Origin of the sequence: Streptomyces sp. x-80, assembly GCF_046549095.1 — a bacterium.
Classification (GTDB): Bacteria; Actinomycetota; Actinomycetes; order Streptomycetales; family Streptomycetaceae; genus Streptomyces; species Streptomyces celluloflavus.
Genome location: NZ_JAJPWM010000001.1, coordinates 29,833 through 50,641 on the forward strand (window position 1 = coordinate 29,833; position 20,809 = coordinate 50,641).

20 protein-coding genes are annotated in these 20,809 nt (G+C 69.2%); 8 read left to right on the forward strand and 12 right to left on the reverse strand.

From position 1 onward, the window contains the following. Window positions 1-16: 16 nt before the first annotated feature. Both ACLJWH_RS00115 and ACLJWH_RS00120 read right to left on the reverse strand, forming a co-directional pair. A complete protein-coding gene (locus ACLJWH_RS00115) occupies window positions 17-628 on the reverse strand; it encodes a class I SAM-dependent methyltransferase (protein WP_411139417.1) in 612 nt (203 codons plus the stop codon). A gap of 1,096 nt (window positions 629-1,724) precedes the next feature. Then, window positions 1,725-2,153 carry a PPOX class F420-dependent oxidoreductase gene (locus tag ACLJWH_RS00120; protein ID WP_411139418.1) on the reverse strand — a complete coding sequence of 143 codons (429 nt, stop codon included), beginning with the start codon at window positions 2,151-2,153 and terminating at the stop codon, window positions 1,725-1,727. A gap of 166 nt (window positions 2,154-2,319) precedes the next feature. On the opposite strand from ACLJWH_RS00120, the gene ACLJWH_RS00125 reads away from it, so the two are divergent. Both ACLJWH_RS00125 and ACLJWH_RS00130 read left to right on the forward strand, forming a co-directional pair. Then, on the forward strand, window positions 2,320-2,727 hold the full coding sequence (locus ACLJWH_RS00125; RefSeq protein ID WP_411139419.1) for a roadblock/LC7 domain-containing protein: 408 nt from the start codon (window positions 2,320-2,322) through the stop codon (window positions 2,725-2,727). Window positions 2,728-2,806: 79 nt separating this feature from the next. Continuing rightward, window positions 2,807-3,718 carry a DUF6397 family protein gene (locus tag ACLJWH_RS00130; protein ID WP_411139420.1) on the forward strand — a complete coding sequence of 304 codons (912 nt, stop codon included), beginning with the start codon at window positions 2,807-2,809 and terminating at the stop codon, window positions 3,716-3,718. Here ACLJWH_RS00130 and ACLJWH_RS00135 read toward each other — a convergent pair. Next, entirely contained in the window at window positions 3,634-4,518 is an 885-nt protein-coding gene (locus ACLJWH_RS00135; RefSeq protein WP_411139421.1) for an acyl-CoA thioesterase, read from the reverse strand. The two genes, ACLJWH_RS00130 and ACLJWH_RS00135, sit on opposite strands and share 85 nt — an antisense overlap. Before the next feature lie 52 nt (window positions 4,519-4,570). Continuing rightward, complete coding sequence (locus ACLJWH_RS00140; RefSeq protein WP_411139422.1) at window positions 4,571-7,084, reverse strand: DEAD/DEAH box helicase; 2,514 nt, start codon at window positions 7,082-7,084, stop codon at window positions 4,571-4,573. A 526-nt stretch (window positions 7,085-7,610) separates the two neighbouring features. On the opposite strand from ACLJWH_RS00140, the gene ACLJWH_RS00145 reads away from it, so the two are divergent. Then, a complete protein-coding gene (locus ACLJWH_RS00145) occupies window positions 7,611-7,952 on the forward strand; it encodes a hypothetical protein (RefSeq protein ID WP_411139423.1) in 342 nt (113 codons plus the stop codon). Window positions 7,953-8,837: 885 nt separating this feature from the next. Here ACLJWH_RS00145 and ACLJWH_RS00150 read toward each other — a convergent pair. Beyond that, entirely contained in the window at window positions 8,838-9,359 is a 522-nt protein-coding gene (locus ACLJWH_RS00150; protein WP_411139424.1) for a DUF6624 domain-containing protein, read from the reverse strand. Window positions 9,360-10,144: 785 nt separating this feature from the next. On the opposite strand from ACLJWH_RS00150, the gene ACLJWH_RS00155 reads away from it, so the two are divergent. Next, a complete protein-coding gene (locus ACLJWH_RS00155; RefSeq protein WP_411139425.1) occupies window positions 10,145-10,738 on the forward strand; it encodes a pyridoxamine 5'-phosphate oxidase family protein in 594 nt (197 codons plus the stop codon). 139 nt (window positions 10,739-10,877) lie between these two features. Here ACLJWH_RS00155 and ACLJWH_RS00160 read toward each other — a convergent pair whose 3' ends face one another. Continuing rightward, window positions 10,878-11,243, reverse strand: a complete 366-nt coding sequence (locus tag ACLJWH_RS00160) for a hypothetical protein (RefSeq protein ID WP_411139426.1) — start codon at window positions 11,241-11,243, stop codon at window positions 10,878-10,880. Between the two features lie 200 nt (window positions 11,244-11,443). Beyond that, window positions 11,444-11,725 carry a hypothetical protein gene (locus tag ACLJWH_RS00165; protein ID WP_411139427.1) on the reverse strand — a complete coding sequence of 94 codons (282 nt, stop codon included), beginning with the start codon at window positions 11,723-11,725 and terminating at the stop codon, window positions 11,444-11,446. A 394-nt stretch (window positions 11,726-12,119) separates the two neighbouring features. Between ACLJWH_RS00165 and ACLJWH_RS00170 the strand changes: the two genes are divergently transcribed. Next, complete coding sequence (locus tag ACLJWH_RS00170) at window positions 12,120-12,899, forward strand: SDR family NAD(P)-dependent oxidoreductase (protein ID WP_411139428.1); 780 nt, start codon at window positions 12,120-12,122, stop codon at window positions 12,897-12,899. Between the two features lie 1,132 nt (window positions 12,900-14,031). Here the strand turns inward: ACLJWH_RS00170 and ACLJWH_RS00175 are convergent. Genes ACLJWH_RS00175 through ACLJWH_RS00185 form a run of 3 tightly spaced genes read right to left on the reverse strand, consistent with a single transcriptional unit; the run spans window position 14,032 to window position 15,674 of the window. Then, a complete protein-coding gene (locus tag ACLJWH_RS00175) occupies window positions 14,032-14,757 on the reverse strand; it encodes a tRNA-dependent cyclodipeptide synthase (protein WP_411139429.1) in 726 nt (241 codons plus the stop codon). 22 nt (window positions 14,758-14,779) lie between these two features. After that, window positions 14,780-15,100, reverse strand: coding sequence for a DUF6092 family protein (locus tag ACLJWH_RS00180; RefSeq protein ID WP_411139430.1), 321 nt, complete (start codon window positions 15,098-15,100; stop codon window positions 14,780-14,782). Next, window positions 15,057-15,674 (reverse strand): nitroreductase family protein, encoded by a 618-nt coding sequence (locus tag ACLJWH_RS00185; protein WP_411139431.1) that lies wholly within the window; start codon window positions 15,672-15,674, stop codon window positions 15,057-15,059. Before ACLJWH_RS00185 ends, ACLJWH_RS00180 begins: the two co-directional genes overlap by 44 nt. Before the next feature lie 994 nt (window positions 15,675-16,668). On the opposite strand from ACLJWH_RS00185, the gene ACLJWH_RS00190 reads away from it, so the two are divergent. Beyond that, a complete protein-coding gene (locus ACLJWH_RS00190; protein WP_411139432.1) occupies window positions 16,669-16,902 on the forward strand; it encodes a hypothetical protein in 234 nt (77 codons plus the stop codon). A 189-nt stretch (window positions 16,903-17,091) separates the two neighbouring features. On the opposite strand, the gene ACLJWH_RS00195 is transcribed toward ACLJWH_RS00190, so the two are convergent. Both ACLJWH_RS00195 and ACLJWH_RS00200 read right to left on the reverse strand, forming a co-directional pair. Further along, entirely contained in the window at window positions 17,092-17,469 is a 378-nt protein-coding gene (locus ACLJWH_RS00195; RefSeq protein WP_411139433.1) for a nuclear transport factor 2 family protein, read from the reverse strand. A 245-nt stretch (window positions 17,470-17,714) separates the two neighbouring features. Then, window positions 17,715-18,491, reverse strand: coding sequence for an HAD hydrolase family protein (locus tag ACLJWH_RS00200; RefSeq protein ID WP_411139434.1), 777 nt, complete (start codon window positions 18,489-18,491; stop codon window positions 17,715-17,717). A gap of 353 nt (window positions 18,492-18,844) precedes the next feature. Here ACLJWH_RS00200 and ACLJWH_RS00205 point away from each other — a divergent pair, with 353 nt between their 5' ends. After that, on the forward strand, window positions 18,845-19,570 hold the full coding sequence (locus tag ACLJWH_RS00205) for a vWA domain-containing protein (protein WP_411139435.1): 726 nt from the start codon (window positions 18,845-18,847) through the stop codon (window positions 19,568-19,570). A 152-nt stretch (window positions 19,571-19,722) separates the two neighbouring features. Continuing rightward, window positions 19,723-20,505: a helix-turn-helix domain-containing protein gene (locus ACLJWH_RS00210; RefSeq protein WP_411139436.1), complete on the forward strand. Its 783-nt coding sequence runs from the start codon at window positions 19,723-19,725 to the stop codon at window positions 20,503-20,505. The last annotated feature ends 304 nt before the right edge of the window (window positions 20,506-20,809 follow it).

The window sequence follows — 20,809 nt, forward strand, 5'->3', positions numbered from 1 at the left end:
AACTGCCGCGGAGTCCTCACCCCTGGCGGAGTGCCAGCGCCAGATAGCGGGCGTCCTCGTCCACGTACCGGATCAGGTCCCACCCGGTGGCAGCCAGCAGGGGCCGCAGATTCGGCTCCGCCCGGAGGTCGCCGGGGGTGAGCGGGCGGCCCTTGCGCGCGGCGAGGGCCGCCCGCCCCACGGGATGGAAGAGCGCCAGCCGGCCGCCGGGCCGTACGACCCTGGCCAGTTCGCCGAGCCCGCCCGCCGAATCCGGCAGATGGGAGAGGAGCCCGGCCGCGAAGACGGCGTCCACAACGGCGTCCCGCAGCGGCAGCCGGGTCACATCCGCGAGCAGCAGCCGCGCGTCCCGGTCGCGCTCGCCCCGTACGGCAGCCGCCAGCATCTCGGGCGTGAGATCCGCGCCCAGCACTGTCCCGTGCGGTCCCACGGCGTCCCGCAGCGCGGGCAGCGCCCGCCCGGTGCCGCAGCCGGCGTCCAGCACCCGGTCACCCGCGCGCAGCTCCAGTTCCGCGACGCCCGCGGCATAGGCGGGGCCGTCGTCGGGGAACCGGGCGTCCCAGTCGGCGGCCCGCGCGGCGAAGAACGTGCGGACGTCGTGCGGCCGGTCGGCGTGGTGGTCGGTCATCGGGTTCCTCCGGGGGCGGATCGGTCGGCCAGGTGGGCGGTGACGGCATGCGGGACCCCTGTGACGGGCGGGGCCGCCGCGAGGCCGAGATTCATGGTGCCCGCGTGCCGTGCGTGGCGTCGTCGGTGAACAGAGCCCCGTGGCCAGGGTGGGACGGGGTTGGTAGCGGTGATCAGCCGGAACCCGACGCCGGTGGCGACGGCGAGCGAGCACACCCCGGTCGGCCCACTCGGGGTGCGGCGCCGCTCCGATGCCGGTGCGGGGGGGCGACGCGGTGGCTTCCGGCGGCACCCGCCGAGGTCTGCGCAGCGGCCCGTACGCCGTGCCACCGCCGGGACTGCTGCCGCCTCATGAGCCCATGATCCCGCACGGATGCCGGGCCGATGTCGGGCGGTGAGGCGGGTACGGCGAACGGAGCGGAGCGCGCGGGTGGCGAACGCGTTCCGTCACGCGAAGCCGGTTCGCCGCCGGCGTCACCGGAACCGGCCCGGGACACCGCAACCTTCCCCAGCCCCAGCCCCAGCCACGCCCCGGACATGCCAGACGAGAACGCGGGCCGCACAGGAGGACGGCACCGGAGCGCGGACCGCAAGCCCACCGCCACACCAGCGATCGATTTCGGCCGCATCACCGACCGGCGGAGACCCTCGGGCCACCGCTCCGGCGCGCCGGGACAGGGCCGCTTCTCCTGCCGGGGACGACCTGAGGACGGCCCATCGGACGCCCCTGATCCCCACATCGGCACCTGGCGGCTTCCAGCCTGCGCGCCCGGCGCCGGACTGCCTCACGCACGCCGCGTCCGGTCCCCGCTGTCCGTCAACTGCCATGCGCAGCAACGGCCTTACGGAGCGGGCGACACGCCTGTGCCCTGGGGACGTCTCCCGGGGCACCCCGCCCCTGCCTCATGACGCCGCGGACCGTGACCCTGGCAAGTACGAGCTGGTCAGGCGGGGTGAACGCGCCGGGCGGAGGCGCCCCGCCCGGCTGCCGCACCCGGTGGAAAGACGGGACGGGCAGTCCGCCCGGCGGCCACGCTCAGCCGGATACCCGGACGGTCGGATACCCGGGCGACGTCCCGCGCATCGTGCCGGGTCCGTCAGTCCGCGAGGCGTGTGACGGCGACGGCCTTGCCGATACGGACCCGCACCAACAGCTCTCCCGGAACGCCGTTGCGCTCGCCGTACTCCTCCGCGCGGTCCTCGCCCATGTAACGGGCCGCGATCCGAGCCGCCCAGTGCCGGACATCGGCGAGTTCCTCACTGATCTCCACCGACCCCTCCACGACCACGAAGGCGAAGGGCGGCCGCTCGTCGTCGACACACAGCGCCACTCTGCCGTCACGGGCGAGGTTGCGCCCCTTGACCGTGTCCTTGCCGGTGTTGAACACCAGCTCATCGCCGTCCATGAGGAACCACACCGGTGCGATGTGCGGGCTGCCGTCGGCCCGTACGGTCGCCAGTTTCGCGGTCCGGGTGCCCTCGGAAAGGAATTTCTGCCACTCGTCCTTGGTCATTTTTCGTGCCATGGCGACATCCTCTCCATCCGGCGCGATCGAGCGGGGCGTGGCACGCCGGGGCGCGGGGCCGCTTGCCGAGACGGCGGAGGTGGGACAGGCTGGCACGGCAGTCGCGGACGGACTGCCGACGGCCGCCCGGCCAGGTGTGCGGACGGGGACACGGGGAGGAAGCGGCATGGCACTGAGCAGCGCACTCGACTGGCTGCTGAACGACCTGACCAAGCGGATGGAAAAGGTGCGGCACGCGTTGGTGCTCTCCAACGACGGGCTGGTGACCGGCGCGAGCCAGGGGCTGGAGCGGGAGGACGCCGAACATCTGGCGGCGGTCGCCTCGGGGCTGCACAGCCTCGCGAAGGGGTCCGGGCTGCACTTCAAAGCCGGGCGGGTGCGGCAGACGATGATCGAGTTCGACGACGGAGTGCTCTTCGTGACGGCGGCGGGCGACGGCAGCTGCCTGTGCGTGCTGGCCGGCGCCGACCCGGACATGGGGCAGATCGCCTACGAAATGACACTGCTGGTCAATCGTGTCGGGGAGCATCTGGGCGTCGCGACCCGGCAGTCGGAGAGTTATCCACAGGCTTGAGGTGAGGGTTGACGCACCGTCACAGCCCGCCGGTAGTGTCATCACTGTCAGTGATCGACCGAGCTGTGGGGGAAGCGACATGACAGTGATGTGCGACGGACGGCAGACGCTCACAATGGGGCAGGCCGCCCGCGAACTGGAGCTGAGGACCGGCGAGTTCGAACTCGCCACCCAACTCGGAGAAGTGCGTACGATCCCCGCCGGGCCGCCCGGCCGGCGCCGGGTCCCCGCGGAAGAGATCGACCGCCTGCGGGCCGAGCCGGGCTTCCCCGACGCGCTCCGCGAACGGGTCCGCACCGTCGGCACGACGGAGGCCGCCGAGCTGATGGGCATCGGCCCCGGCCGGTTCCTGCGGCTGACCCGGGCCGGCTGCCTCGGCCCCGTCAGGTTCTATCCGAACCGCTACGGCGCCGTGGTCTGGCTCTATCTCGCGACCGAGATCGCCGCCTTCGCCGACCGCGAACCAGGACTGATGCGGGGCAGCATCCCCGCCGCGATGCGCGTCATGCTCGCCGGGGGCCAGGACTGGCGGGGCCGGCAGTGGCGCGGCCGCCGTGTCGCCCAGCTCATGGGACAGGCCCAGGACCGCTGGGAGTCGGCGGCCGTGATCGCCGCCGTGCTGCCCCCGGAGGAACTGGCCTCGGTCGTCGACGACCCACGGGAGCGATCCCTGCTCCGCGAGCTCCGGCCGCCCTTCGCCTCTGTGATCACGGCGACGGCCGCCGCCCGGGAATCCTTCGACCGCGTGCTGACGGCCGAGGAGTTCGACGAAGTGTTGTGGTACCGGGTCAATCTCTCCCGGACACTCGCCACCGCCCGCCGAGACGCCCCGGCGCGTCCGCGGCAAGCGACCGCGGTCCGCCGCCGGCCCCCGGGCTTCGCGAACAGCCCGTCCCGGACCGGGACTTACGGCTCGGTGACCGAGCTGTCGCGCGGACGGAAAAGCCCCTCCTGGACAACGGAGACCAGCAGCTTGCCCTCCCGGTCGTAAATCCCTCCGCGGGCCAGACCCCGGCCGCCGATGGCGATCGGCGACTCCTGGTCGTAGAGGAACCACTCGTCCGCGCGGAACGGACGGTGGAACCACATCGCATGATCCAGAGAGGCCATGTCGAACCCACGCCGCCCCCAGAGCGGCTCGACCGGGATCCGGACGGCGTCCAGCAGTGTCATATCGCTGGCGTAGGTCAGCGCGCAGGTGTGCACGAGAGGATCGTCGCCCAACGGCCCGACCGCACGCATCCACACCGCACTGCGCGGCTCCGCACCCTCGATCTCGTCCGGCGTCCAGCGCAGCCGGTCGGCATAGCGGATGTCGAACGGCTGCCGGCGCGCCATCCGCTCCAGCGTCTCGGGCAGTTCGCCCAGGTGCTCACGGAGCTCCTCCGCGATCGTCGGCAGCTCCTCCGGGCCGGGCACCGCCCGGCGCATCGGCAACTGATGAGTGAAGCCGGGTTCCGGCTTGTGAAAGGAGGCGGTCAGATTGAAGATCGTGCGTCCCTGCTGGACGGCGACGACCCGGCGGGTGGTGAAGGACCGCCCGTCGCGGACCCGCTCGACCTGGTACACGATCGGCACGCCGGGCCGCCCCGGCCGCAGGAAGTACGCGTGCAGCGAGTGGACCGGGCGGTCCCGCTCCGTGGTCCGGCCGGCGGCCACCAGCGCCTGGCCCGCGACCTGTCCGCCGAAGACCCGCTGGAGGGACTCCTGCGGACTGCGACCACGGAAGATGTTCACCTCGATCTGCTCCAGATCCAGCAGATCGACCAGCCTCTCGACAGGATTGGTCATGCCCGGCGGACCTCCGTCACATCCGTCGACGGCCTCGGACGAAGCCGTTCCCTCACAGCTGACCCACATCGGTGACGCGCACCACCGCGCGCCCCTCCTCGTCGGAGGCGGCAAGATCCACCTCGGCGGAGATGCCCCAGTCGTGATCGCCATTCGGATCGGCGAACGTCTGCCGTACCTTCCACAGACCGTGCTCGGCATCCTCCTCGATCAGCAGCAGCTTCGGGCCGCGCGCGTCCGGACCGGTGCCCAGCTCGTCGTACTCGTCCCAGTAGGCGTCCATCGCGTCGCCCCAGGCATCCGCGTCCCAGCCGGACTCGGCGTCCATCTCGCCGAGCTCCTCGACCTTGTCCAGCGCCGCCAGCTCCACCCGCCGGAACATCGCATTGCGCACCAGCACACGGAACGCGCGGGCGTTGGCCGTGACCGGCCGGACCTGATCGGCGCGTTCGGCGGCCTCCTCGGCCGTCTCCTCCGCCGGGTTGGCGAGCTGCTCCCACTCGTCCAGCAGACTGGAGTCGACCTGCCGCACCATCTCGCCCAGCCAGGCGACGATGTCCTGGAAGTCCTCGGACTTCAGATCGTCCGGCACGGTGTGATCGAGCGCCTTGAACGCACTCGCCAGGTAGCGCAGCACGATGCCCTCGGTACGCGCCAGCTCGTAGAAGGACGTGAACTCCGTGAAGGTCATGGCGCGTTCGTACATGTCGCGGATGACCGACTTCGGCGACAGCGGATGGTCGCCGACCCACGGGTGATTCTTGCGGTACAGGTTGTACGCGTGGAAGAGCAGCTCCTCCAGCGGCTTGGGGTACTCGACGTCCATGAGCCGCTCCATGCGGTCCTCGTACTCGACGCCGTCGGCCTTCATCTGGGCGATCGCCTCGCCCCGGGCCTTGTTCTGCTGCGCGGCCAGGATCTGCCGCGGATCGTCCAGCGTGGATTCCACGACCGAGACCATGTCCAGGGCGTAGGACGGCGACTCGGGGTCGAGCAGGTCGAACGCGGCCAGCGCGAAGGTGGACAGCGGCTGGTTGAGCGCGAAGTCCTGCTGGAGATCGACGGTCAGCCGGACGATCCGCCCCTCCGCGTCCGGCTCCGCCAGGCGCTCCACGATCCCGCCGTCCAGCAGCGAACGGTAGATCGCGATCGCCCGCCGGATGTGCCTGAGCTGGTTCTTACGCGGCTCGTGATTGTCCTCCAGCAGACGGCGCATCGCCTCGAAGGCATTGCCCGGCCGGGCGATCACCGAGAGCAGCATCGCGTGCGTGACCCGGAAACGCGAGGTCAGCGGCTCGGGATCGGAGGCGATGAGCTTCTCGAAGGTGTTCTCACCCCAGTTGACGAAGCCCTCCGGCGCCTTCTTGCGCACGACCTTCCGGCGCTTCTTGGGATCGTCGCCCGCCTTGGCCAGCGCCTTCTCGTTCTCCACCACATGCTCGGGGGCCTGCGCGACGACGAACCCCGCGGTGTCGAAGCCGGCCCGCCCCGCGCGCCCCGCGATCTGATGGAACTCCCGCGCCCGCAGTGTCCGCACCCGGGTCCCGTCGTACTTCGTCAGCGCGGTGAACAGCACCGTACGGATCGGGACGTTGACGCCCACGCCGAGGGTGTCCGTACCGCAGATGACCTTCAGCAGGCCCGCCTGCGCCAGCTTTTCGACGAGCCGGCGGTACTTCGGCAGCATGCCTGCGTGGTGCACGCCGATGCCGTGGCGGACGTAACGCGAGAGGTTGCGGCCGAACTTGGTGGTGAACCGGAAGTTCCCGATGAGCTGCGCGATCTCGTCCTTCTCGGCACGCGTGCACATATTGATGCTCATCAGCGCCTGCGCCCGTTCCACGGCGGCGGCCTGCGTGAAGTGCACGATGTAGACCGGCGACTGGTGGGTCTCCAGCAGTTCGGTGAGCGTCTCCGTCATCGGTGTCGTGCGGTACTCGTACGACAGTGGTACGGGCCGGGTCACGGAGCGCACGACCGAGGTCGGTTTCCCGGTGCGCCGGGTCAGATCCCCCTCGAACCGCGACATGTCGCCGAGCGTCGCCGACATCAGGATGAACTGGGCCTGCGGCAGTTCCAGCAACGGAATCTGCCACGCCCAGCCGCGGTCCGGCTCGGCGTAGAAATGGAACTCGTCCATCACGACCTGGCCGATGTCGGCGTGCTTGCCGTCGCGCAGCGCTATCGAGGCGAGCACCTCGGCCGTACAGCAGATGACCGGGGCATCGGCATTGACGGACGCGTCACCGGTGAGCATCCCGACGTTCTCGGTGCCGAACAGCTTGCACAGATCGAAGAACTTCTCCGACACCAGCGCCTTGATGGGCGCGGTGTAGAAGGTGACCTGGTCATTGGCGAGGGCGGTGAAGTGGGCACCGGCCGCCACCAGGCTCTTACCGGAGCCGGTGGGCGTGGACAGGATGACGTTCGCCCCCGAGACCACCTCGATCAGCGCCTCCTCCTGGGCAGGGTAGAGCGTGATGCCCTGCTGCTCGGCCCAGCTCGAAAAGGCTTCGAAGAGGGCATCGGGGTCGGCGTCTTTCGGCAAATGATCGATGAGGGTCACACCCCCTATAGTGCCTGCCTTCGACCCGCATCAGGGAACCGGCGGCTCATATCGAGATCAGGTGACCCGGCGACCCGCCGGCCTGTGGTAATGGCTACCGCACGGCGTCTGAGCTGCCGCGATGCTGTTTCCCGCCATACGTGCTCAGGTGCCTTGAGCCACCTCAAGGCTCCACCTGACGTAAAGCCCGGGACAGGTCGCCGGAACCACCGGACGAGCGGTGCAGCCGGGGTCGCCGGGATGACGGCGCTGCACCACCTTGGGATACATGGCCTGACCTGCGAAAACGTGTCCCGTGAGCGTTGGCTGACACGTCCCTGGGACCTATGCGAGATGCGAGGGGAGAGGGGCGAACGGGGGCATTTTCACCCCGCCGGATACCAAGGACCTCCGCGCCCCGATTGCCCCGCTTCCAGCTCCTCGGGGTTGTCTGCCTTCTCCTGGGCAATCCTCGTTCTTCGGCCCTTGCGGCAGGCGGGACAGGGGACGGCACCGGGTCCGAGGAGGTTCCGCCGGCCTGGGGGAAGTGGCGGAGATCACCGCGGGTGTGGTGGCGTGCGAGCCGTGCCCACAGGAACTGGACGAGGCCAGTGCGGAGGCGCTCCTCGGGATGCGCATCCCGAGAAGCGATTACCACCCTGGCCGGTCCGCCTGCCACCGGCATCGGCACTGGCAGCGGTACCGGCACTGCCACCGGCACTGGCAGCGGCACCGGATCGAGTCGGTCGGCGTCGATGGGGACGGTTCGCCGGGCGAGGTCGATCACGGAGATCAGTGCGTCGGCACGCTGGGAAATGCCGTCCAAGCCTCGGTGCAGTCGGTCCTCTGTGAAAGGAGGCGCGATCCGCTCGGCTGGTGCCTGCTGTAGGAGAGAAGGGTGTCTCAGAGCGGCAGGAGCGGTTGGATCACGCGCAGGGGGCGCAGGGCGCACGACGCGGGAAGCCGGTGCGGGAGGGACAGGGTGCGCTCCACGGTGAGGCGTCGCTGTCTCGCACCAGGCGGCAGAGCCGTAGAGACTGCTGGCGGCGACGGGTGACGTGCGGCACGCCCTCTCGTACGGCTATCTGCGCTGTCGGCATAGATGCAGGGCGTGGGGGTGGCGTCGGCGGAGGCGGGGTTGGGGGAGGAGGGGAGGGGCAAGGGACGCAGGCGGAACTGGGGCCGAGGCGGTGCCGCACCTCAAACCGTCGATCCTGCCAACGGCCTACTCCGCTTCGGCCGCCGCAGTACGCATCAAAAATGCGCGTTGAATCGGCGTCGGCCGCATCCAGCCGGATGGTGCGGACCCGGTCCGGCGTGCACGTCACGAGAACGACGGCACTGGAGATCCGCCAGAGCGGTGTAGATCACCTGAGTATTGGAGAGCCCCGGAGCGCTGGAGAATCCCGAACGTTGGAGACCTGCCGAGCGTCGGTCCCACGGTCGCATGCGTGCGGGCCACCCAATCGCCATGTGTGACGGCCACCCGAGTGTGTTCCGCCCGAGGCTGGAACCGGTCCCGGTAATGAGCCCAGATTCGGCCCCGCCGGGCGCTCGGTCGCACCACCTGCTCATCCCGCTCCTTCTCCATGTCATCCCGCTCCTTGTCCATGCTGCGCGATCCCAGGTCTTCGATCCGGGCGGCACCGGTGTTCAGCCTGCGCGATCGGCGTTGTGCGTAGCCGACGGTTCGGGGAGACAGGGATCCGCGGGCCTTGCCAAGCGCGGCCGGGATTCTGGGTGCGGTCCGGCGCGCCCGGCTCAGGGTGACGGATCAGGTGGTTGAGATCTTGTCGGTGTACTTGGCGGTGTATTCGGCGAAGGACTCAATTCCGACCTCCGCCCGCAACTTTTCCATGTTCTCGGGCTGTTCACAGGGCCACGGAACAGGCGAACCGTCCTTGATGCCGGCGATCTGCGTGCCGTAGACCTGCTTGTGCCCGTCGTTCACCAGCGTCCGGTCACGCAGGAAAGCCAGCTCACGGGGGCTGGCTGAGCCCGTAGCCACTGCCTGTTCCATGAGCTGGAGCGCCCGCCGCTGTATGTCGAGCTGCCGGTCGGCATGCTGCGCGATCAGCCATGCGCCGCGCGCGGCATCGTCACCGACCAGTTCTGCCGTCGGCCAGCCGTACTCCTCCATGATCTCGTTGAGTCGGTCGCCGTGCCGGGCGGTGAGCCGCCGCCATGCCAGCTGCTCGGCAGGGTCTTCGCTGTTCGCGCGGTATGAGTTCTGCTGGTCTGCCGCAGCCATGCAGATCAGTTCCGCCGCCAAGGCGGTGATGCTGTCGTGAACCACTGTCAACTCCAGGGTTCAGGTGGGAACTTCGTGTCGGGTCACAACGGTAGAGGCGTATTTCGCAGTGAAGATCATTCGGCGGAATGGTGACAGAAGTACCCGTGCGGAGGGATACTGGATCTACTCCCAGACGCGGCACAGCGTTTTCCGTAAGCGGCACAGCGATTCCCGTAGGTAGGCCCGCAGCCACAGTTGGATGGCGGCGAGAAGACAGTTGTCCCGGGCCTCGCACGTTCCTTCTTTGGCGAGTGGCTATGTGTCGCATGCCGCGAAGTCCGTCGCTTGTAGCGGCCGGGGGTGTTTCGCGGCGCGCATGTCGCTCAAGCTCCAGGCGGTCGACGCTCGATCGGCGTGGCGTTCGGCGGTACGGTCTTCGTCGCCAGGGTAGAGGACGCGTACGAGTGCGGCAGCGGGGGGAAAAAGAGACCATGCCAAATCGCGTCAAACCATGCCCGTGCCGGAAGGTGCGTCGGGTCGGTCCGAAGCCGGGCGCTGCGGCTCCGCGCTTCCCCTGGGCAGCTGGTCGCACGGACCACCGGCCCCGGTCGGGCAGTACCGCTGGTCGCAGCCGCTGACGCCGGCTGCGGTGTTCACGGCGCTCCGTAGCCAGGCCGCGTCGGCGAAACCCTCGGAGTGATCGTCAAGATTCTGGATCAGGTGCGAGGCGCGCCGTTCACGCCGTCCAGCCGATCGTGATGTCGGCCGGCGGTGGTCCATTTCATTGGCCCGCGATCCGCGATCCCCGCGTCCTGCCGCGTGGAAGGATCGCCCGCCATAATCGACCTATGGGAAAGAGCTATGAGCGGATAGATGGCAGGCTGCGTGCCTTCATCGAGGCGCAGCACATCTTCTTCACCGCGACGGCGCCGTTGGATGGAGAAGGCACCGTCAACCTTTCGCCCAAGGGCCTGAACGGCTCGTTTGCCGTGCTTGACGAACTCACCGTGGCCTACCTCGATTTCGCCGGCAGCAATGCCGAGACGATCGCCCATCTACGCGAGAACGGCCGCATCACCCTGATGTGGTGTGCCTTCGACGGTCCGCCCAACATCGTGCGCGTGCATGGGCACGGAGAGCCGGTCTTCCGCGACGATGCGCGTTGGGCCGAGTTGATGGGGTACTTCCCGGACATCGACCCGACCACGCACGGCCTGCGCGCGATCATCGTCGTGACCGCCGAGAAGATCCGTGATACCTGCGGGTACGCCGTCCCGTTCATGACGTATGACGGAGACCGGCCATTGCACGCGTCGCGCTTCGCGCGCGAGACCGATGAGTCGCTCGACGGGTACTTCCAGAAGAAGGAGGACATCGCGACCAGCATCGACGGCCTTCCGGGGCTTCCCTTGCCGCTGCCGCCGCTTCCGCGCACGGCATGACCCCCCGGCGGGCGGAGCGGACGCCACGGCGGGCTCTGCCCGGGAGACGGTCATGCCGCCCGGAACTCCCCGTGTTTGGTCAGGAGGTTGTGCTCGAAGAGGTCCCCGGCGCGGGTAAGGGCGATGAGGCGGGGTGCCTTTACGGCTCTTCAGTGGCTCTGGGCGGGCTGGACCAGTCGAGCACACTGCCGTGGCGTGACGGGCCTTTGTAGCGCAGGCGGGCGGTCCTGCCCCGATCCTCGGTGAGTCCGACCTCTTTGCCGGGATGGCCGGCGGTACGGGAGCGCGCGCTGCGGCGACTGTCGCAGCAGGGAGCGGACACGGGTGTGAGTGTGGGCGTGGGCGTGGATATGGGTGTGGGGGTGGAGGCGAGCGTGGAGGTGGACGTCGAGCCGAGGTTGTTGGGATCGCTGAGGCCGTTGAGACCGTTGCCGGGGGCCGGAGGCTGGGGGCCGAGGTTCGTCGGCCGGGGCCGGCGTGGCTGGCCCGCAGTTGCTGTCACCATGGCCTCAGTCGTAGCTACCGGCCGGGAGGGCGGCAGCTGGGTCCGGTTCAGGGCCTACCTCTGACTCTTCACCGGCCCGAGCCGGTCCCCGGTCTCGGCCCGCGCAGGCCCCCGGCCCCGACACCGCGCCGGGGGACCGGTGGTATCCCGGGTCCCCGGCGTCGGACGACGTAACACAATCCGTCGGCGGCGCGGCAGGGTTACGCCAGGGTCGGCAGCAGGCCCGTCACCGGGGCCACGAGGTCCGTCAGTTGATGCAGCTCGCTCACATCGTGGAGATGCTGGAGGCCCATGAGCTGGCCGGTGACCGTCGGCAGCTGGCCCCGGTATGCCGCGGGGACGGGGGTGACGCCGAGGCTGTCGAGTTCGCCGAGCACGGACACTGAAGGGATCTGATGGGTGGATGCGGCGGCGGGGGCGGCCGAGGCGGACGGCGCCGCCAGGCCGGATGCGCCGATGGTCAGGGCGAGCGCTGCGTACATACGTCGAGTTGAGATCACGCTTTCACAACCGGTCGGGGGCGCCGACGGACACGGGATACCGGCGGCATCATCCGGCTGGCCGGTGCCCCGGAGCGAAGGCCGGGGTGCGTGCCGCTGGTGAGACCCCAGACGCTCCGGCACCCCATCGCCTCACCACGCAGATCCGCCGGAGTCGACGATGAAGCCCCAGCCAGGCGGTGGGCAGAGTCCTATCCTCGCCGGATGCCGGATGCCGGATGCCGGATGCCGGATGCCGGATGCCGGATGCCGGATGCCGGATGCCGCCTGGATGTCCTCGATCGGACGCTGTTGGGTGAGGACGCCGCTTCGGCCGCGGCGACATCCCGGTGGACGCGCTGTCCGGCGTCGCGGACGTGCTGTCTAGGGTGCAGTCATGACCATGCAGACATATCTCTCCGAATTGTTCTCGCTGGACGGCCGGGTGGCCATGGTGACCGGTGGCAGTTCCGGTATCGGCCGGGCTGTCGCCGAGGCCCTCGCACGTGCGGGGGCGAGCGTCGTGATCGTGGCACGCAAGGAGGCGGAGCTCGCCGCCGCAGTCGAAGAGCTGACGGCCCACGGCTGCCGGGCGGCCTGGGTGAGCGCCGACCTGGGCACCCGCGACGGCGTGCGCGCGGCGGCCGAGGGAGTGGCCGACGCGTTCGGCGAGCCCGACATCCTCGTCAACTGCGCCGGAATCAACCTGCGGCCGCCGATGGGCGAACTGGGCGAGGAGGTGTGGGACACCACGATGGCGGTGAACCTCAAGGCGCCCTACCTGCTGGGGCAGCGGTTCGGTCCCGGCATGGCCGAACGGGGCTTCGGGCGGATCATCCACATCACCTCCCAGCAGGCGCATCGGGCGTTCGTCCAGAGCGGTGCCTACGGCGTCTCCAAGGGAGCGCTGGAGTCGCTGGCCCGTTCACAGGCCGAGGCATGGTCGCCGCACGGCGTCACCTGCAACACCCTCGTACCGGGTTTCGTCATGACGCCGCTCAACGCGCGCCTCTCGTCCGACCCCGAGAAGGTCGCGGCGCTGGCCGAACGCACGATGGTCGGGCGCAACGGGCTGGCAGAGGACTTCGCGGGCGCGGCGGTGTTCCTGGCGAGCGGTGCCTCCGCCTACGTCACCGGTCAGGCGATTTTCGTCGACGGCGGATTCTCCGTTCACTGAACAGGCACGAGGGTCACGGGAGGGCAGCCGGGCAGGCCGATCTCCCGCCTCCTTCGGGTGGCGGTGTCCGGGTAGGACGCTGAACGGCGGTGTCCGCGTACGACCGCTGGATGGTGGTGTTGCAGCAGGGCCGCCTGGAACCTGCGGACGAGTCGGGCAAGGCCCCGAGCGCGACGAGATCGGCGGCCACTCCGTGGTGCTCCATCGCGCCGCGACGACTCCCCGTCGGAAGCGGACCGCGAGAAGCCATCCCTGACGCCCCGGGCTGGGACCGTACCGGCGACGGCGACTCCGCGTGGAGCGCAGACACCGTCTGTCGTGCCGGCCAGGAATACCTCTGTCCGCGCGGGCCGTCGTCGTGCCGCAGCCGCTCGGGATCGTCCGTCGCCGACGGTGAGCCCGTACAGCCGACGGTGCCCGCACCGCCAACGGCGAGCCCGCACAGCCGACGGTGCGCCCGCATCGCGGACGCGCCGGACGGTCCCGGGGTCGTTCGGGGTGGCGGTGAACGTATGGGTGACCGGGTGGCCGAGGGCGTGGCGCTCCGCCGGACGGATCGAGGGGGCGCGGTGGTGGCACGCCGGGGGCTCGGCGTAGGGCCACGGGATGCGCTCCGATGGGATTGCGGGACGCGCTGCGGTGAGCACCCTGATACAGGGCCGGGGGTGCCCTTGTACGTCCGTCCCCGTGTGCCCTGCTGTGCTCCGGAGCGCACAAGTGGCGGCGCGAGCGGGCCGATTGAAGCCGCGAGCGGGCCGCGTGCAGCCCGGAAAGCGCGTGAAGTCGGGAGGCCGGGCGGGGCTCTGGGACCATCCGAGGTTCGACGGCCTGCGTCGTCGCGTTGTCAGTCGTCCGCCGGCCATGCCTCCCCGCCGATGCGGAGGGCACGGGCGCGGAGGGGTTCGCCGTAGCAGTCGCAGACCGCCCGTGGCCGGAGCGCGGCGCTGCATTCGTATTCCCGCACCGTCGGGGGCTCCCCCCGGTCGCATAGTGAGCGACCGGGACGTGTCGGGTCGGTCTGCATCATCTGCTTCTGCCGTCCCGGCTTGCTTCCAGCATCCCGGCCTGTCGGGCCGCGCGTGCGGAGTTGCCGGCCGAGGTTGTGCGCAACAGGTCGGCCGGCGGCGCCGTCTCATGTGCCGGAGGCGACCGATGAGGGGGGTCTTACGACGACGTAAGCCTGTCCCTGTGCGGCGCAGAACCCCGTTGTCTGCTGGGCGAGATGTTGGGAGACAGGAGTTCTCGTGTGGTAGAGGAGCACCGAGGTGGAGACGTCGAAGATGCTCGGAGAATCCACGAAGAGCGGGGCTTCGGCCTTGAGGTAACTCAGTCCCGCGTCCACTTGTTCCGCAGTGACGTCGCTGCCACCGCCCGGCCGGTGCTGGACGATCTCATGCACCATGGCTTCGCAGATCGAGGAGAACTCCTCGTCCTCTTTGATGGCCCGATCCGTCCGCTTTTCCACGGCTCGGTAGATCGGCAACTCCATGACTTCGGAGAGGGCCCGGACGCGAAACCGTGCGGCTTCGGGGCCCAGCCTCTCCAGTGCCCGCCGGATTCTGCGCCGTACGTCTTTGAGCGTGGCTTTCACCGACCGTACGGCGCTTTCCGGGATACGGCCGTCCGCGATGAGCATCGAGTCTATATGCGTGTCGACGTATACGACATCGATTTTGGCGAAAGAATTTTCCGCCCACTCCATCAAGGCGGTAAGGCGGTCCTGGTTGAAATAGCCATTTCCTGCGCTTACGCCTATGAGGGCATGCTCGCCCCGCTGCCAGATGTGCCGGCATCTGTCGCTGAGCGGCTCGACGTACATTTTGCTGTCTGGCGTGGTTAAGAGCGGATAAGACTGCATGACGGATCTTCTTCCTTTCCGCTCAGGCGGTTTTGAGTTCCTTCAGGGCGCCGGCCAGCTGTAGGCAGAGATCGTCCAGGATTTCGGGGAGATGCAGATCGCCGCCCATCGGTGAGAACATCACTTCGTCCAGGCGGTGGCGAATCCCCACCAGCTGGGGGGTGCTCGCCCCGGCCTGCTCCAGAATTCCCAGCGTTCGGCGGGCGGCGTCTGCACAACGATAGGCGCCGTAGTCCGCCGGCTCGTCCAGGAGCCCCCGCCCGCTGCTCAGCAGATAGGCGGCAAGAAGGGCGATTTCCTCATGCAGCCGGTCCTGTGGCAGCGTCTTTTCCCCAGATTTCATAGCTGATTACCTCGTTCTTGTCGCGGCGTTCGGAGGGTGTGAGCTTCTGTGCGGGACGGCCGATGGGGACCATCAGGATCGGTTCGATCGGGGTCGGCAGATCGAGCAGGAGCCGTACCGCCTCTTCCCGGAAGCTGCTTACGGGGCAGCCTCCCAGTCCCAGCGCGTGCGCGGAGAGGAGAAGATTCTCCACCGCCATGGCCACGCAGAGCTTTGAGGTCTGGTAGATCTTCTGTGAAATGTTGCCGGAGAGGCCGTCCGTGAGACGCCTGTCGAGACATGCCACCACGACGAATGCGGGCGTTCCGATGATTCCCGGAGAGAATGCCCGCAGGAGCCGCACGCCCGCAGGTTCCCGTACCACGACGAAGGACCACGCCTGTTTGTTGGACGCGGTGGGTGCGGCCAGCATGCATTCCAGCAGCTGCTCGATGAGCGAGTCGTCGACCCGGTCGGGTGCGTAATTTCGGACCACGCTCCGTGAGCGGAGCACGTTCAGTGTTTCCGGCAGCGTTACCGGAAGTGTTTTCGTCGGTGTTTCCGCCAGTGTTTCCGGCGAAGAAGATTTCGGCATCACTTTCCTTTCTTTTGGGTAACTCCCGGTCGTCGGGGGATCTCAGCGGTATCTCGGCGGGATTCGCCAGGTTACGCAGGTGCTTTCGAGGTATGTGTGCGTGAGAATGAATGTGTTTCGCCACCTCCGCCTCCACTGTCCCGACAACCCCGTAAGACCTGTGCGCCACAGAAAGCACAGGAGGCACATGTGTACCGCGAGAGACCTGTTCGTGCAAGGGAAAAGTGGACAAAAGGACCTTTACGTGATGCGGAATTAACCATTCGGCAAGGTGGCGGATGAATGGCTCAAATCTTGCTTCCGCTTGCCGCCCGGATCTGAGGGTTGCCCGGGGGCTGCTGTTCACGACCACTGTCACGTCACGGGCGAGTGGGTCTTGGCGCCGTCGGTGTCATCACGGCCGGCATGGTCGGCGTAATCACGGCGCCGAACCGTCCTGAAAATTTTAACCCCGTCCACCGAACCGCGCCCGCGCTGCCGCAGCCGGCGGGTGAGGCCGGTGAGCGGCCTGCGCCATGACGGCACGACATACCGGCAGGCGGTGGCGGCGGGGCCGCGTATCAGCCGGAACTCCTGCGTGCGGGATGCGCGGGACCTGACAGCGGCTCGGTACGCCACACGCCGACCGGTGGGACCGGCGCGATCCCGACGGGCCGAAATTCGGCCGCGCGCCGGCCAGGCGTACGGCCACCGTTCCTGGTGCGCGAATCGGCTCGCTCGCCTGGGCGGTCGCCGCGGCGCTCGGGCTCGTGGCGGTACTCCAGCGGCGGGTTACGGCGTTCACCGTCGTACGGCTGGCCGGTGCTGCCTGTCCGGCACTGCTGGGCGCGCAGGTGCTCTGGGCCCACCGGTGATCGGGCGCGGTCGCCGAGTCCGGGGAAGCGCCCTCGGCGGCGGAGGCACCGGACCGCTCCGCCGCGCGCTTGGGGCTGGTACGCGCCTTCCAGCAGGGGCTGTTGAGCTGCTGCTCAACCACAAGGTCGGCATCTTCTTCGTGGCGCTGGTACCGCAGTTCCTGTCCGAGGGGTACTCGGTCCTGGGGGCGACGTTGTTCCTCGGGGCGGTCGATGCCGTCATCGCGGCGGGCCGGCTGCTGCTCGTCGTCTGCGCCGGCCGACTCCTGGGGCGGCTGCGGCGCCCCCGCGTACACCGCAACCTGGAGCCCGCGACGGGCGCGGTGCTAGTCACGCTCGGGGTGGGGACGGCGGCAGGGACGGTCGCGGGGTAGGCGGGGCGAGGATCCCGGCGCCCGTCGGGGGATGGGCGGAGCCGGATGCGTATGGCCCCGCACCCGCAGCGAAAAGGGCATTCGCTGGGGCGGACGCCCCCTCAACACCGCGGCCTGACCCACCGCGAACAGCAGCCCCCGAACGCCGACGGGGCAAGTTCAGGAGAAGGACAGCGACAGAAGGATGACTCAGGAGGAGAACGGCTCGATCTCCCCCGCGAAGACGATGACCTGGTCGATGAGGCTCCGTCGCAGATGGACGACATCCGTTCCCGCCAGGCGGGGGCCTCCATCAGGCGTGGTGAAGACCCACTGGTACCGGGCCCATTCGCCAGGCATGTCCACCGCTGAGCAGCGCACCATCGTGCCGGTCCCCGCCGGGTGGCGTCGGATGTCCAGCACGAACCGCTCGACCGCCCCGATTCCTTCGCTGCGACCCAACGGCCCCCAGAAAACCACGTCTGAGGTCAGGGCCTGGGAGAGCAGGGCAGTCACATAGCTGTCGTCCGAGGCGTTGAACGCGGAGATGAACGTGTCGATCGCGGAGCGTGCCGTCTCTTCCTGCATGCCCCAGTAATACCAGCCGTTGCGCGTGCGCTCGTCCTCCGAGCCGCCTTCCGATCACGGTGAACCTTCCCGGTCACAGCACTAAGGGCTGTCCCGTCATACCTGGCGGGCGCGCGACGACAGCTACGGCACCTCGCCGCGTTGTCGGAACGTCCACATACACCCAGTATGCGGACGCTCCTCCGCCTTGCGATGCACCGCATCCGACGCCGCGCGCTGATCCACCAGGTATGACGGGACAGCCCTTAGACGACGACCTCGGCCGCCTGGGCCAGCAGCGATATCTCGGCCGCGACTGCCACCGGGTCGGCCGCGACGGTGACCTGGGCGACGTCGTCCAGACCGGGGTGTGTGCCGACGCGCACCGCTCGCTCCGCGTTCCGCAGGAGATCGAAGTCGTTGATGTCGTTGCCGAACGCGACGTACTCGCGGATCCCCATCGAGGTCAGGGCTTCCCACTTCGTCGTCGAACCCGGGGCGAAGTCGATGATCGCCTCGTCGAGGTGGTGGTTGACCGTCAGCCCGAGCCTGCGGCCGGCCTCGGCGAGTTCCGCCATGTCCGACGCGCCGACGACGAGGAACTTCACCACCTCGGGGAGCGCGGCGAGGTCCACCCTGTGCGCGAGGTCGCCCTGATCGACGCGGCTCCTGACCGGGTGATCGACAGGTCCGGTGCAGGCGTAGTCCCAGGGGCCGTCGGCGAGGTAGGCCGTCTCGTACCGCCCGACCGTCTCCATCAGTGCGCGAAGTCCGGCAGGATCGAATGCGGCCCGAGCCCGCACCTGGCCGCCGACCGAGACGAGGCTCCCGTTCCCGCCGATCAGCGTGGCGGAGGCGAAGGCTCCGTTGAGTACCGGCAGGAGGTCTCGGACAGGTCGGGCGGACGCGAAAACCAGGTGATGGCCGACGCGTTCGCACTCGCCGATCGCCGCGAGAATTCCCTCGTCGATCGTCCGTCCGTCGAAACAGAGCGTGCCATCGATGTCGAAAACCACGGTGCGGGCGCGAAGGCTGAACAGCACCGGATGATGTCCGGCCGACCGGCGATGCCGAGGTGATGCCGGCAACTGCGCCCGCGCCGCTGACCGCCCGGCCGGGCAGCTCCCGGCCCCCGGCCCCCGGGCGCCACATCGTGACCGGTACGGCGCGGGCGTACGGCGCGGGCGCAGCTGTATCCGGAATGTGGGGAAGACGGCATCCTTGTCCGGACCGGGGGACGTGGTCCGTGGCACCCGCAGGACAATGGTCCACGTGGCGAGCCCGGTGCCGTACCGGCCGGGCGAGCCGCGGCAGCCGGGGCGCCGGTCCCGGGGCCGACCGTACAGCTGCCGGTGCCATGCGCCGGCCGTCCCGCCGGTGTACCAGGAGGCATCAGATGACCAGTCCCGCGATCAGCCTGACCAAGGTGCAGGAGAGGGCACCCGGCCTGGTCAGCCTCTACAAGAGTGCGGCCGTCAGCCTGCGCAAGCGCTCCCTCCAGGGCGTGCGTGCGGCCGTCTATCTGGTACTCGACCGCTCCGGCTCGATGCGCAACTACTACAAGGACGGCACCGTCCAGCACCTCGCCGAACAGGTTCTGGGCCTGTCGGCGCACCTCGACGACGACGGCACCGTCCCGGTCGTCTTCTTCTCCACCGACATAGACGGCACCGCCGAGCTCGACCTCGGCAACTATCAGGGCCGCATCGAGGAACTGCACAGCGGTCTCGGCCACATGGGCCGCACGAACTACCACTGGGCCATGGACGAGGTCATCGACCACTACCTCGCCAGCGGCTCGTCCGCCCCGGCACTGGTCATCTTCCAGACCGACGGCGGACCCACCAGCAAGTTCGCCGCGGAACGCTATCTCTGCAAGGCGGCCACGCTGCCGATCTTCTGGCAGTTCGTCGGCTTCGGCGACCCTGACGAGCGGGAGTTCGCGTTCCTCCACAAGCTCGACGAACTGCCCGTCCCGGCGAAGCGCGTCGTGGACAACGCGGGCTTCTTCCACGCCGGACGCGACCCCCGCAGAGTCAGCGACGATGTCCTGTACGACCAGCTGCTGCACGAATTCCCCGGCTGGCTGGCCGCCATCGACAGTGCGGCAAACCTGCCGTGACGAGGTATCCGGCCCGGTCCGTCGGCGGCCGTGACGGCGCGGAGGCCGGGGCCGGCCCCGCGGGGGGACTTCGGGTCTACGGGGTGTCGGCTGCCGTGGCAGGCCGGCGGACGGGCCGGAGAGACGATCCGGGCGCGGGGCACGGCGGGACGGTGACCGGACTGCCCGATGTGCGGTTGCGTGACTATGTGCACGGCTATGTCGGTCTCGGGCCCACGATGGGGCTGCCCGCCGTACAGCGCGTACTGCCGGAGGTGGCGGTCATGCTGGTGCTGGACTTCGTCGCGCGGCCGTCCCGCCTGGTCACGGTGGAGGGCGGGGCATCGCGCATGCCGTCGCTGCCCGTCATCGGCCTGCACGACCGCCCCGTTCTGGTGGAGCACGGCGGCTCTCCCAGCGGGGTGGCGATCGGCCTGACACCACCTGGTGCCCATGCCCTGTTCGGCGTCGCGATGAGCGAGCTGGCCAACACGTATACGAGCCTGGCCGATTTACTGGGCGGCCGGGCGTGGTGTCTGGTGGAGCAGCTGTGCCAGCTCTCCCACTGGCCTGCCCGCTTCGCGCTGCTGGACCGGACACTCGCTCAGTGGCTGGCGGGCACGGACGCGCCGTCGGCCACTGTCCTACGGGCCTGGCGGCGGCTCACGGAGTCCGCCGGGCGGTTGACGATCGCCGGACTGAGCGACGAACTGGGCTGTAGCCGACGCTACCTGGAGATGCGGTTCGGCGAACAGGTCGGTCTGCCGCCCAAGACCGCGGCCCGGATCCTGCGCTTCAAGCGTGCGGCGCGCATACTCACCGCGTCCGGCGGCGGATCCTTCTCGGAGGCCGCGGGGAGGTGCGGATACAGCGACCAGGCGCACCTCAACCGCGACTTCCGGGCGCTGGCCGGCTGCACACCGACGGAGTTCCTGCTCCGTCGGTCGAGTGGCTGACACGCGTGAGCACCCGACCCGCCTCGGACCCGTGCGCATTCTTCCAATAGGCCGCCGCACACCGCGGCCTAACCTCACGAGAGTGGGCCTACGGGGGTGGCCCACACCCGCTCAGGAAAGCCGCACCATGTGCGGGAACTGTCCGCTCGCCGGCTCCCACCACCGCAGCGCCGGTGACGGGAGCCGCAGCGGTGCCGGCCGTCGGCCCGCACGGCACGCCGCGGTGCACCGGGCACAGGACCCTCCGCGGCTCCTCGGTGCGGTCGGTACAGGGGAGGGCTTCCTCGCCACGCACCGCCGTCGT